This is a genomic window from Roseovarius nanhaiticus (genome assembly GCF_900156535.1).
Classification (GTDB): domain Bacteria; phylum Pseudomonadota; class Alphaproteobacteria; order Rhodobacterales; family Rhodobacteraceae; genus Roseovarius; species Roseovarius nanhaiticus.
On sequence record NZ_FTNV01000003.1, the window covers coordinates 419,238 to 432,598 of the forward strand.

Below are 13,361 nucleotides of genomic sequence, written 5' to 3' on the forward strand. Positions count from 1 at the left end.
CCAGTCCGGTCGGGCCGACGCCGCCGCGCCAAGGGCCGGGCACCGCGTCAGAACACGGCATGCGCGCCGCGGTCATCCGTGATCTTGTTGGCGGCCAGCTGAGCGTAATGATCTGCCAAGGTCTGCACGCCGAATTCGGGCGTTGCATCGGCGTCGTATCGCCCTCGCGCCGCATCCCAGACCAGCATGGATTCCGTGGCGTAATAGTGTCCGATACGGGCCAGCTCTGCCTTGCTGCGCAAGCGCCGCGAGGCGAGGCCGCCGAGGATCAGACCCGCCTTGATACACGACATCAACGCAAGCGGCACGTGCTGGAACCGGGGCCGCCGGCCCAAAGCGTCGAACAGCATTTCGCCTTGCGCGCGCGGCGTGATGGCGGGGCCGGGACCGCCGATGGGCAGAATGCGGTTCTGCAATTGGGCGTCGGACAAGCAACTCGCCAGATACCGGGCCAGATCCTCGTTGCCGATGGGTTTGCAGGCGGTCAGGGCGCCATCCCCGAAAAGCAAGAAGGGCTTGCCTGCCCGCACGCGCGCCATCTGTCCCGACAGGGATTTGAAATACGCGGTGGGGCGCACGATGGACCAAGTGATCGGGGCGGCCTGCAACTCGGCCTCGAAGGCCAGCTTGGCACGTTGAAACGCCAGCATAGGCTTTTGCACGCAAATCGCGGATAATAGGACGAAATGCGTCGCCCCGGCGCGGATGGCAGCGCCCAGAGCAAGACTGTTCAGCCCGTGGTCGATGGCGTGCGCGTCCTCCGGCGCGCCGCTGCGCGATGCCACGCAAGAGATTACGGCAACGCAATCATGCTCGGTCATCAACGCCAAAAGGGCGTCTTGGGTCATGTCGCAGAAAACGGCACCGGGAAGGTCACTGCTATCAGAGCCGTGCCGCACGGGCGCGCACACGGTGTAGTCTGCGGCTACTAGGGCACTGAATGTGGCGCGACCGATCGTTCCGGTCGCGCCCAGCAAGAGGACAGATTTGGGCGGCCTTGTCATGCCGCCAACGCTATATCAGGTCGCGCTGCATCGCTCCGCATGATTCCGGATTTGCTCAAGGAAGGTGGCCACCCGCTATGGATCCGATTCATGCGGTTGATCAAGTCACCCCTCGCCCTGGCGTGCATGCATGATGAAGCCCATCAGGTTCAGCAACACCTGCGCGGCCAAGACAGATGTGCTGTCGCCCGCGTCATAGGCGGGCGCGACCTCGACCAGATCGATTCCGACAATCTCGTTGCGCTGCGCCACTTGCTGCAAAAGCTCCAGCACATCGTAATAAAGAAAGCCGCCATGGCTGGGCGTGCCGGTGCCGGGCGCGATGGAGGGGCAGAAGCCGTCAATATCAAGCGTGATGTAGACGCGCGCGCCTTCGGGGATGCGCCCGGCCAACGCTTTGGGGCCGATAGCGCGGCACTGGCGAACCGAGAGGATATCCGAGCCCATGGCGCGGGCGGCGTCGTATCCTTCCTTGGCCGTCGAGCTGACGTTGCGGATTCCCAATTGTGTGAGGCCGGTGACATAGGGCTTCTCGGCGGCGCGGCGCATCGGGTTGCCGTGGCCATTGCGGACGCCGTGGCGCTCGTCCACGAAATCCAAATGGGCGTCGATCTGGAGGATATGGATATCGCCGTGACCTTCGAAGGCGTCGATGCAAGGAATATTGATCGAATGGTCGCCGCCAATTGTGACGGGCAGGGCACCTGCCTTGAGGATCGCGCGCACACCTGCCGCGATATTGGCATGGCTCTGCGCGGTGTCGGTATGAATGATATCGGCATCGCCGATATCGACGATGCGCACATCCGCGCCCAGATAGGTCAGGTCATCTTCGTGATCATAGGCGCCGCCATGGCCGAAACTGAACAGCGTCGATGCCTCGCGCACAGAGCGCGGACCAAAGCGCGCACCGGGGCGAAACTGTGTGCCGCCGTCAAAGGGTGCGCCGAGGATGGCTATATCGGCATCGATCGTGTCCCAATCCTCTATATAGGCCCGTTTGCCGAAGGTCGATATTCCGACGAAGGGCAGGTTGAGCCGTCCGCTCTCATAGCCATGTCCGCTCATGCACTCTCTCCTCCATTGATGCACCTTGCCAGATAGTCAGGACGCGCGCGCCCCGGCAAGCCACCTTTTGCCGCAAGTGTTCCTTTTGCCTTTCGCACCTGCCGCATTCGTGAAATAGGGACTTGCCAAACGATCCTATCATGGAGAAACGTGATGAAGATTCGTGAGGCCTTGACCTTCGATGATGTCCTTCTGCTTCCTGCTGCATCCAATGTGCTGCCCAGCACGGCCGATACCCGGACCCGTGTGACGCGCTCCATTTCGCTCAACATTCCGCTGCTCAGCTCTGCCATGGATACCGTGACCGAGAGCCGGATGGCGATCTGCATGGCGCAGTATGGCGGCATGGGCGTCATTCACCGCAATTTCAATGTCGAAGAACAGGCAAACGAGGTCCGGCGGGTCAAACGGTTTGTCAGCGGCATTGTCTATAGTCCGATCACCCTGACGCCAGACCAGACGCTGGCGGATGCCAATGCGCTGCAAGAGCAATATCGCGTCAGCGGCTTTCCGGTCGTGGACGAGTCGGGCCGCGTCCTTGGCATCGTCACCAATCGCGACATGCGCTTTGCCGAAGATCCGCGGACGCCGGTGCGTGCCATGATGACCGCGGACGATCTGGCGATCCTGCAGGAACCGGCCGATCTGGATGAGGCCAAGTCCCTGATGAAGGAGCGCCGCATCGAAAAGCTGCTGGTGACGGACGCGCAAGGCAAGCTGACCGGCCTTCTGACGCTGAAGGACAGCGAGCAGGCTGTGCTTAACCCCTCAGCCTGCAAGGACCATTTGGGCCGTCTGCGCGTAGCCGCTGCAACCACCGTGGGCGATGCGGGCTTCGAGCGGAGCGAGGCTTTGGTAGATGCGGGCGCCGACATGATCGTGATCGACACGGCACACGGGCATTCCGCCGGCGTCGCAGAGGCCGTGCGCCGCGCCAAGAAGATAGCTGGCGATGTTCAGATCGTTGCCGGCAATGTCGCGACGGGTGATGCAGTTCGCGCGCTGATCGACGCGGGCGCGGATGCGGTCAAGGTGGGCATCGGCCCCGGCAGCATCTGCACGACGCGCATGGTGGCCGGCGTAGGAGTGCCGCAACTGACGGCAATCATGGATTGTGTCGCCGCGGCGGGCGACACACCGATCATCGCCGATGGTGGCATCAAGATGTCGGGTGATTTCGCCAAGGCGATTGCCGCCGGCGCCTCTTGCGCCATGGTGGGCAGCATGATCGCCGGCACGGATGAAAGCCCTGGCGAAATGATCCTTTTCCAAGGCCGCTCGTACAAAGCCTATCGCGGCATGGGCAGCCTCGGCGCAATGGCGCGCGGCAGCGCCGATCGCTATTTCCAGAAGGACGCAGCAAGCGACAAGCTGGTGCCCGAGGGGATCGAGGGGCAGGTGCCCTACAAAGGATCCGCCGGGGCCGTGATTCATCAGCTGGTGGGCGGCTTGCGCGCTGCTATGGGGTACACGGGCTGCGCCACGGTCGAGGACATGCGCGCGAATTGTGAGTTCGTGCGCATCACCGGCGCAGGTCTTAGTGAGAGCCATGTGCACGATGTACAGATCACACGTGAATCTCCCAATTATCGGATTGGGTAATGGTATCAGTGTGATCTGCGCCATAGTTAAAGTAACGGGATTGGCTCTGTGACTCCCGGCGCGCGCATTCAGGCAGCAATCGACGTGCTGGACCGGATCGGCGCCGGTACGCCCGCCGAAAAGGCGCTGACGGGCTGGGCGCGCGGGGCGCGGTTCGCAGGGTCGGGCGACCGCGCGGCCGTGCGGGATCACGTCTATCAAGCCTTGCGTTGCTGGCGCTCCTACGCCTGCCTTGGCGGCGGAGATACGGGGCGCGCACGCATGATCGGCGCCTTGCGCGCGGCCGATCTGGACCCTGATACCCTCTTTACCGGAGAGGGCCACGCGCCCGCGCCTTTGTCCGAGGCCGAGCGCGGCGCAGGAAGCTTGCCGAGCGGCGCCGATGCGCATGACTTGCCTGACTGGCTATGGGCACAGTTTCAATCGGATCTGGGAGAGGGTGCCGCCAGAGCGGCGCTGGCCCTGCGCGAACGGGCGCCGGTGATGCTGAGGGTCAACCTTGCCCGCGCGGGTCTGCAGGATGTCATTTCTCTTCTTGCCGAAGACGGTATTCACTCCGAGCCGCACCCTATTGCAAAGTCTGCACTTTTGGTGATTGACGGCGCGCGCCGCGTCGCGCGTAGTCGCGCCTATCTTGATGGGTTGGCCGAGCTGCAGGATGGCTCGGGTCAGGCCGCAATGGAAGCGATCCCGCTACCGTCAAACGGCGGCATCCTGGACTACTGCGCGGGTGGCGGTGGCAAGGCGCTGGCGCTTGCGGCACAGGGCGCTCGCAAGGTCTACGCACATGACATCGATGCGGCGCGTATGGCGGATCTGCCAGCGCGCGCCGCCCGGTCCGGTGCCGATGTGGAGATATTGGATGGATCAAAGCTTGTCGATAAGGCGCCGTACTCACTCATTTTATGTGATGCGCCTTGCTCTGGCAGCGGCACGTGGCGCCGCACGCCAGATGCAAAATGGCGTTTGACACCCGAACGTCTGGACGAGCTTAAGCAGATGCAATCCGCGATCCTGCGTGAGGCCGCGCAGCTCGTCGGGTCCGGGGGACGCTTGATTTATGCGACGTGCTCGGTTCTGCACGCAGAGAACGAAGCGCGCATCGACGCCTTTTTGCAGGCGACACCGAACTGGCATCAGACATTTGCACAGCGTTTTGACGTGTCGGATGGTGGCGACGGATTTTTTGTGGCGCATTTGGCGCGCATCTAAAAAGATTGAGCGAGATGGGCGGCAGTTTTTTCTGATGCGTTAAGCTGCGCTTAAGACCTCACGGTCAATCCTTTTGCAAAACCTGGGTCATCGAGGATCAGAGCGCGTGACAATCTCCGACCATGCTATCGGCCCGATTCGGCGCGCGGCGACGCAGCTGCGACCTCATGCTGGCCTTGTCTTTTGCTCTGCCGTGCTCTTCGGTGTCACCGCCTTCATGGTCGCGCCGGGCGCGGAGCGCTATCTGATTGTTTTGGTTGCAGCAATACTTGGCGCGTCGTCCCTCTGGATCGGCGCTATCTCGCATTTTTCGGACCTTACCGAGGAACGTGCTGCATCGTCCGTCAGTGATCTGATCCGCCATGATGCGATTCCTTGTGTCGTGACGGGACCGGACGGCGCGCTGATCTATGCCAATGATGCCTCAGAACGCGCCTATGAGGCGCGGCGCCACCCGACCCTGTCCAGTGCGATGCAGCCTCTCATCGCCAATCCCGGCGCTTTGCTCTATCGGCTGCAGACGCGCGCTGCGGCACGTGGCTCGGCTTATGAGGATGTCGTGACGGGGGCCGGCCATGTTCGCCTGTCTGTCCACCGGGCTGGTGAAGGAATGCTGCTGTGGCGTGTTGAAAGGTCGGCCGAGGGCGCGGCGCGGCGCGGCGGCACCATTCCGTTGCCGATGCTGACAGTGGGCCGTAACAATGCCGTGCTTTTCATGAACGACGCCGCACGGCTGCTGATTGGAGAACGGGCGCGCACGCTTGATCGCATTTGCGCCAAGCTGCCGCTGCGTTCGGGCCAGATGAACAACATTAGCACCCAGACGGGTGTGCAATCATGCCTCGTTGTCGAGCTGGAAGGGATTGCGGGACGGCGCGAGATCTTCATCATGCCCGGTGTGGCCGCAACCGAACGCCCGTCCGATGGCTGGACCTTCTTCGACGAACTGCCAGTGCCTTTGCTCAAGCTCGCACGCGGCGGGGCTATTCAGCTGTGCAACAGGCCCGCGAGCGAGCTTTTGGGTTGCTCGGGTTGTGCCGGCAAGCAGATTACAGACGTTCTGGAAGGGCTTGGACGCTCAATCCCCGACTGGCTGGAAGATGCGGCGCAGGCGCGCGGCACGGTCCACTCGGAATTTCTGCGCGTACGCACGGCAGATGAAGAGGTCTTCATCCAGGTCACGCTGAATCGCGCCACCGAAGAGGGCGAGACGGTGCTGATCGCGGTCTTGAACGACGCGACCGAGCTGAAATCCCTCGAAGCGCAGTTCGTACAGTCGCAGAAGATGCAGGCAATCGGGCAGCTCGCGGGCGGTGTGGCGCATGATTTCAACAACTTGCTCACCGCAATTTCCGGTCATTGCGATTTGCTTTTGCTTCGGCACGATCAGGGGGATTCGGACTACGGTGATCTGTTGCAGATCGCACAAAACGCCAATCGTGCGGCATCGCTGGTAAACCAACTTCTCGCCTATTCGCGCAAGCAAACCCTGCGCCCGGAGGTCATGGATCTGCGAGATGCGATGTCTGACCTTACCCATCTTCTAAACCGCTTGGTCGGCGAGAAGATCGTGCTGTCACTCAACCACGATCCGACGCTTTGGTCGATCCGGGCAGACAAGCGCCAGTTCGAGCAGGTCATCATGAACCTTGTCGTCAACGCGCGTGACGCGATGATTTCGGGCGGCGAGATCAGGATCGAAACACGCAACGTCACCCTTGAGGCGCCATTGCACCGAGACCGGGCGGTCGTCTCGCCGGGCAGATGGGTGCGCATCAGTGTCACGGATGAGGGCATCGGGATCCCGCCCGATCGCCTGCAAAAGATCTTCGAGCCCTTCTTCACGACGAAAAAGACGGGTGAGGGCACCGGCCTGGGACTTTCGACGGCGTACGGGATCGTCAAACAGACAGGCGGGTTCATTTTTGTCGATAGTGAGCGGGATCAGGGCACGACATTTTTCCTCATGTTCCCGGCGCACGAAAGCGTGGCAGCGCTACCCGCGCCCAAGGCGCCATCCATGATCGATGTTACGCCTGCGGAGGGGATCATTCTTTTGGTCGAGGACGAGGCGCCTGTGCGTGCCTTTGCGTCGCGTGCGTTGCAGATGCGTGGCTTTACGGTGCTTGAGGCTGAATCGGCGGAAGATGCGCTCGACATCTTGTCGGACAAGAGCGTTGAGGTGGATGTGTTTGTGACAGACGTGGTGATGCCCGGCCTCGATGGGCCGACTTGGGTGCAAAAGGCGCTGGTCGATCGCCCCGAAGTGCGCGTCGTCTTTGTGTCTGGCTATGCGGAAGAGGATTTCGGCGACACACAATCGCGCATTCCGAACTCGGTTTTCCTTCCCAAGCCGTTTTCCTTGACCGATCTGACGGAGGTCGTTCAACGGCAGATGGGGTAAAGCGGCGTTTATACTTCCGCGGCTGAAATGATCGCGGTCGCGTTACATCTGACACCCTTAAAGCCTCGGTAAAGAAAGAAACTGTTTCGCAGTCGAAAGGATGATGTGTCGGCTATCCTGATGGAACCGCATTGAAACCAAGCGACAGGCACTGCCCCAAAGCATCCGCGTCACAGATGGCGCGCCGCCGAATTTGACAGGAGCGGCACAGATGATGCTCGGGCCTGGGCCTGCCTAAGATTTTGCCATCCGGCACGTCAGAAACGCTTTAGTTGACAGGGGAAGGCTCGGCGACGGGCGTGTAGCGTCCGTTTGCATCAATGCTGTCATACAGCTGAAAATCTGGAGCATATTTCCGGCGCAGCGCAGCCTCGATATCATCGGACAGAATGAGTTGATCGCGCGCGGAGGTATTGAGGCGGTCTGTGGAGATCGATGTTTCCAGCCGCGCCTCCAAATAGGCGCTCAAAGCAGCTTGGTCTTCATAGCGAAAGACATGGGTCGCCGCAGTGCCGTTGCGCTGCGGCTCGAGGAATTTGGACTGCGATCCAACATTGGCGAAGGCGGGCTGCTGGCCCTTAAGATAGGCCGCGACGAATGCGTCGAAGCTCATGCCTTGGGTGCTGGTCGGCTTGCCTGCCAGAAACGGCCGTTGCCGATAGCGATACCAGCTGCCCAGCCAATCGATGGGAGCGCGCATTACCGCGATGACATGCAGGTCATCCCCGATGAATTTCTCGAGCGCGGGCCGAAAGAAGCGGTTATAGCGAAAAATCGGCGCGTGTTTCAGCTCGGGCGGATCGCTGATGATCATAGACGCGTAAGGCGCCAGAGCGGCCTGCCACGCTGTCGTTCCCGTTTTCGGAACGGACAGAAATACCAGTTTATGCTTGGCAAAGACCAACATGCGCGCCGCATCCGTATCATCCGCGCCGAAACTGGCGCCATTAACTCTTCTTCAATACTTCCACCTGAATGTGAAGATCCGAACAATTTACTTGAAATGTTCGCGCTTTGTCTGCATGTAGGTGAGAACAAGAGGCGAACAAACGCAGCGATTGCCGGTAGAGGCATGGTGTGGAATAAGGATGCGAACGCAATGGCAACGGCAGATCTTTTGAGCATGGACAACAAGAAAAGCGCAGACAAGCAAAAGGCCCTCGACAGTGCCCTGGCGCAGATCGAGCGGCAATTCGGCAAGGGCTCGATCATGAAGCTGGGGGATAACCCCATCACGGATATCGAGTCGACCTCGACCGGATCGCTGGGCCTCGACATCGCCCTCGGTATCGGCGGCCTCCCCAAGGGCCGGATCGTCGAGATCTATGGCCCCGAAAGCTCGGGCAAGACCACTCTGACGCTACACTGCGTGGCCGAGGAACAGAAAAAGGGCGGCGTTTGCGCCTTTGTCGATGCCGAGCATGCGCTCGATCCGCAATATGCGCGCAAGCTGGGCGTGGATCTGGACGAGTTGCTGATTTCGCAGCCAGATACCGGCGAGCAGTCTCTGGAGATCGTGGACACGTTGGTGCGCTCGGGCGCGGTCAGCATGATCGTTGTCGACTCGGTTGCGGCGCTGACGCCGAAATCCGAGCTGGAAGGCGACATGGGTGACAGCAGCGTCGGCGTGCATGCACGCCTCATGAGCCAGGCGATGCGCAAATTGACCGGCTCGATCAGCCGCACCAAATGCACCGTGATCTTCATCAACCAGATCCGCATGAAGATCGGCGTCATGTTCGGCAGCCCCGAGACGACGACTGGCGGCAACGCGCTGAAATTCTACAGTTCGGTGCGTCTCGATATTCGCCGTATCGGCGCGCTGAAGGACCGCGATGAGGTGGTCGGCAACGCGACCCGCGTCAAGGTGGTCAAGAACAAGGTCGCGCCGCCGTTCAAGCAGGTCGAATTCGACATCATGTATGGCGAAGGCATCAGCAAGATGGGCGAGATCCTGGATATGGGCGTCAAGGCTGGCGTCGTCGAGAAATCGGGCAGCTGGTTCAGCTATGGCGACGAACGGATCGGTCAGGGCCGTGAGAATGCCAAGTCCTTCCTCAAGGAAAACAGCAAGATCGCGCTGGAGATCGAGGACAAGATCCGCGCTTCGCACGGGCTGGATTTCGACATGAGCGAGAGCGACAAGCCCGGCGACGACGGGGATGACCTGATGGAGGCGTAAGCCTTCGCGCCTGACATGCCACAAGGCCCAGCCGCTGATGCGCGCCGGGCCTTTTTCTTGCGGTGGACAGGGCGCGCGCGGGGGGATACCTAGAAAAGCGCCAGATCTGACTGAAACACTGCTGCGAAAAGAGACCTCTCATGCCGACGCTGAACGATATCCGCTCGACCTTTCTGAGCTATTTCGACCGCAACGATCACCGCGTCGTCGACAGCTCTCCGCTGGTGCCGCGCAATGACCCGACGCTGATGTTCACCAATTCCGGCATGGTTCAGTTCAAGAACCTGTTTACCGGCGTGGAAAAGCGCGACTACGTCCGCGCCACCACCAGTCAAAAATGCGTGCGTGCGGGCGGCAAGCACAACGATCTGGACAATGTGGGCTACACGGCGCGCCATCATACCTTCTTTGAAATGATGGGAAATTTCAGCTTTGGTGATTACTTCAAAGAGGATGCGATCCGGTTCGCCTGGGAGCTGTTGACCCGCGATTTCGGCATCGACAAGTCCAAGCTGCTGGTCACCGTTTACCATACCGACGACGAGGCTGCGAATATCTGGAAGAAGGTCGCCGGCCTTGGCGATGACCGCATCATCCGCATCGCGACCGACGACAATTTCTGGTCGATGGGTGCAACAGGCCCGTGCGGGCCTTGTTCCGAGATCTTCTACGACCACGGACCCGAGATCTGGGGTGGCCCTCCGGGCAGCCCCGAGGAGGATGGCGACCGATTTATCGAGATCTGGAACCTCGTCTTCATGCAGAACGAGCGCTTTGAAGATGGCACGCAGCGCGATCTGGACATGCAGTCGATCGACACCGGTATGGGGTTGGAGCGGATCGGCGCTCTCTTGCAAGGCAAGCACGACAATTACGATACGGACCTGATGCGCGCCCTGATCGAGGCGAGCGCCCATGCCACCTCGACCGATGCGGACGGTCCGGGCAATGTGCATCACCGTGTGATCGCGGATCACTTGCGTTCGACCTCGTTTCTTATGGCCGATGGCGTGATGCCGTCCAATGAGGGACGGGGCTATGTGCTGCGCCGCATCATGCGGCGCGCAATGCGCCACGCGCATCTGCTGGGCGCCAAGGATCCGGTCATGCACCGGCTGGTGCCGTCGCTGGTCGGGCAGATGGGCCAAGCGTTCCCCGAGCTGGGCCGCGCGCAGGGCATGATCGAGGAGATGTTGCGGCTGGAGGAGACGCGTTTCAAGCAAACGCTGGAACGCGGTTTGGGCCTACTGGACGAGGCACTTCAGGATCTGGGCGAGGCGGCTGACCTACCCGGCGAGACGGCCTTCAAGCTTTATGACACGTTCGGCTTCCCGCTGGATCTGACGCAGGATGCGCTGCGCGAAAAGGGGCGCGGCGTGGATGTGGCAGGTTTTGATGCGGCCATGGCCGAGCAGAAGGCCAAGGCGCGCGCGGCCTGGGCCGGTACGGGTGAGGCGGTCGATCAGGCCGTCTGGTTCGACATTGCCGAGGCAAAGGGCGTAACTGATTTTCTGGGCTACGACACGGAGACGGCCGAGGCGCAGATTGTTGCGCTGGTCAAGGATGGCGCGCAAGCCAAAAGCGCGGGCGAAGGGGATCGTGTGCAGATCGTGCTGAACCAGACGCCATTTTACGCCGAAGCGGGCGGACAGGTGGGCGATAGTGGCACGCTGCGCTGCGAGGATGGCGAGGCGCGCATCACCGATACCAAGAAGGTAGCGGGCGTCTTTATCCATTTCGCCGAAGTGACGCGCGGCACGCTCAAGGACGGCGCCGCTGCACAGCTCGAGGTGGATCACGGTCGCCGCTCGGCGATTCGCGCAAACCACTCGGCGACGCATCTGCTGCATGAGGCACTTCGCGAGACTTTGGGCGATCATGTGGCGCAGCGCGGTAGCCTCAATGCCGAAGATCGGCTGCGCTTTGACTTTAGCCATACAAAGGCGCTGACGCCGGATGAATTGGCCCGCGTCGAGGCGGACGTGAATGCCTATATCCGCCAGAACGCGCCCGTCCAGACCCGGATCATGACGCCAGATGAGGCGCGCGAGCTGGGCGCGCAGGCGCTCTTCGGTGAGAAATACGGCGACGAGGTGCGCGTCGTGTCCATGGGCCGCCAAGAGGGGTCGGGCCGCGGCGCGGATGGCGCGACCTATTCCATCGAGCTTTGCGGCGGCACGCATGTCAGCGGTACGGGCGATATCGGCCTTTTCGTCCTTCTGGGCGATGCAGCCTCCAGCGCGGGGGTACGCCGGATCGAGGCCCTTACAAGCGAGGCGGCGCTGCGCCATCTGGGCGGGCATTCCAAGGCACTGACCGAGATCGCAGGCGCGCTTAAAGTGCGCCCTGACGATGCGCAGGCACGGGTGCAGGCCCTTATGGACGAACGCCGAGCGCTGGTGCAGGAGGTTGCCCAACTGCGCCGCGATTTGGCCATGGCCGGCGGTGCGGGCAAGGGCGGTGAAGCCGAGATCGAGGAGATCGGCGGCACGCGCCTGATTGCGCAAGTGCTCAGCGGAGTCGAAGGCAAGGATCTGCCGGGATTGATCGACCAGATGAAGGCCAAGCTCGAAAGCGGTGCGATCCTTCTGATCGCTGATACGGGTGGCAAGGCGGCAGTGGCAGCGGGCGTGACCGCCGACAAGGCGGGCGATCTGTCGGCCATCGAGATGGTGCGCGCCGCAGTGGTCGAGTTGGGCGGGAAGGGCGGCGGTGGCCGCGCGGATCTGGCCCAAGGCGGTGCCGCCAGCGCCGAGAATTCGGGCGCCGCGATCGACGCCGTGCGCAACCTGTTGAAAGGATAAGATGATGCCCGCACTCTGGATTGCCCATGTGACCGTCACAGATGAGGAAGCCTATGGCCGTTATGCCGCGCTGGCCGGGCCCGCCATAGCCAAGCACGGTGGTAAGTTCATCGCACGTGGTGGCCGATTTGTTCAGTTGGAAGGCAGGGAGCGCCCGCGCAACGTGGTTGCGCGTTTCGATAGCGTCGAGGCCGCCGAGGCGTGCTATCACTCGCCGGAGTACCAAGAGGCGCTCAGCCATGCGCGAGATGCCTCCGAGCGTGAATTGCTGATTGTCGAAACCTCCGAATAGACACAGGTCGCTGCGCTCATAAGGCGCGCAAGGATGAGTGGGATCGAAAGGCGCGAGACGTCTCTCGATGCGAGCTTTTTGCTAATCAGGTTTTGCCCGGCGAAATCTGATTAAAGTTGGTGAGTGAAACATCAGCTCGTCAACACCTGAGCCGCAGCACTGTTTGAGTTTGGCGCCAACGACAGCGGTTTATGCAAAGCCGTAAAAGTTACTGATCAACGCATTGAATCCTCCGCTGGCTACAGGAGGTCTCAAAAGCGCGCACCGGCAATGTTCGTGCGTAGGCGAAAGAAACTCCTCGCGTGTCCTGCCAAGGTGCAATTGAGCGTCACAATGGCCAGTTGATCGAGGAGCAACCGCGGCCCGTCCATCTCAAGCGCAAGACGCGGGCCGAATATGCTGACTATGTTCGGTGCTAGGCTGCCCGCCGTTTGGCGGCGATTTGCGAGATGCTTCATTCAAGTGCGTGCGGCGTCGTAAAACGCGTCCAAGTTTCTTATTGAGGACGGCGACGTTGGCGGAGGCACCCCCGCGCTGTTGGTCCACTATCGCGTCGTTCTGATTTCACACTGACCCTGCATCACACGTCCTCGTTAAGGCTGGGTCAGCTCTGCGTCGAGGGGCGCAGAATGCATATGCTCAGGCCGTAAGCCCAATCCGCAACGCTCTGATGACTTGCGCGTGCCGATACCGCGCGCACACTGTCGTGCTGTTGGCAACTCGCTGTGCCCGCGCAATGGAGCGTCGAGAAGGTTCGAGCCGACTCCCCAAGTATGTGCGGCGGGGCTGTCTG

Annotated in this window: 9 protein-coding genes; 6 read left to right on the plus strand and 3 right to left on the minus strand. The window is 61.3% G+C overall.

Annotation, left to right across the window (positions count from 1 at the left end; translation table 11 throughout):
- Positions 1–47: 47 nt before the first annotated feature.
- Positions 48–1,004, minus strand: coding sequence for an NAD(P)H-binding protein (locus tag BW975_RS15175; protein WP_076535143.1), 957 nt, complete (start codon positions 1,002–1,004; stop codon positions 48–50).
- A gap of 105 nt (positions 1,005–1,109) precedes the next feature.
- Positions 1,110–2,072: an agmatinase gene (gene speB, locus BW975_RS15180; protein ID WP_076535144.1), complete on the minus strand. Its 963-nt coding sequence runs from the start codon at positions 2,070–2,072 to the stop codon at positions 1,110–1,112.
- Between the two features lie 153 nt (positions 2,073–2,225).
- Here speB and guaB point away from each other — a divergent pair, with 153 nt between their 5' ends.
- From guaB to BW975_RS15195, 3 genes are all read left to right on the plus strand, one after another.
- Positions 2,226–3,674 (plus strand): IMP dehydrogenase, encoded by a 1,449-nt coding sequence (guaB, locus tag BW975_RS15185; protein WP_076535145.1) that lies wholly within the window; start codon positions 2,226–2,228, stop codon positions 3,672–3,674.
- Between the two features lie 48 nt (positions 3,675–3,722).
- Positions 3,723–4,886 carry an RsmB/NOP family class I SAM-dependent RNA methyltransferase gene (locus BW975_RS15190; protein WP_076535146.1) on the plus strand — a complete coding sequence of 388 codons (1,164 nt, stop codon included), beginning with the start codon at positions 3,723–3,725 and terminating at the stop codon, positions 4,884–4,886.
- A 217-nt stretch (positions 4,887–5,103) separates the two neighbouring features.
- Entirely contained in the window at positions 5,104–7,290 is a 2,187-nt protein-coding gene (locus BW975_RS15195; protein WP_083687151.1) for an ATP-binding protein, read from the plus strand.
- A 268-nt stretch (positions 7,291–7,558) separates the two neighbouring features.
- On the opposite strand, the gene BW975_RS15200 is transcribed toward BW975_RS15195, so the two are convergent.
- The gene (locus BW975_RS15200; RefSeq protein ID WP_076535148.1) at positions 7,559–8,197 is read right to left on the minus strand and encodes a sulfotransferase family protein; all 639 of its coding nucleotides are present in this window, start codon (positions 8,195–8,197) and stop codon (positions 7,559–7,561) included.
- Positions 8,198–8,389: 192 nt separating this feature from the next.
- Here BW975_RS15200 and recA point away from each other — a divergent pair, with 192 nt between their 5' ends.
- From recA to BW975_RS15215, 3 genes are all read left to right on the plus strand, one after another.
- Complete coding sequence (gene recA / locus BW975_RS15205; protein WP_076535149.1) at positions 8,390–9,472, plus strand: recombinase RecA; 1,083 nt, start codon at positions 8,390–8,392, stop codon at positions 9,470–9,472.
- Between the two features lie 140 nt (positions 9,473–9,612).
- The gene (alaS, locus tag BW975_RS15210) at positions 9,613–12,276 is read left to right on the plus strand and encodes an alanine--tRNA ligase (RefSeq protein WP_076535150.1); all 2,664 of its coding nucleotides are present in this window, start codon (positions 9,613–9,615) and stop codon (positions 12,274–12,276) included.
- 4 nt (positions 12,277–12,280) lie between these two features.
- The gene (locus BW975_RS15215) at positions 12,281–12,568 is read left to right on the plus strand and encodes a DUF1330 domain-containing protein (RefSeq protein WP_076535285.1); all 288 of its coding nucleotides are present in this window, start codon (positions 12,281–12,283) and stop codon (positions 12,566–12,568) included.
- Positions 12,569–13,361 lie beyond the last annotated feature (793 nt).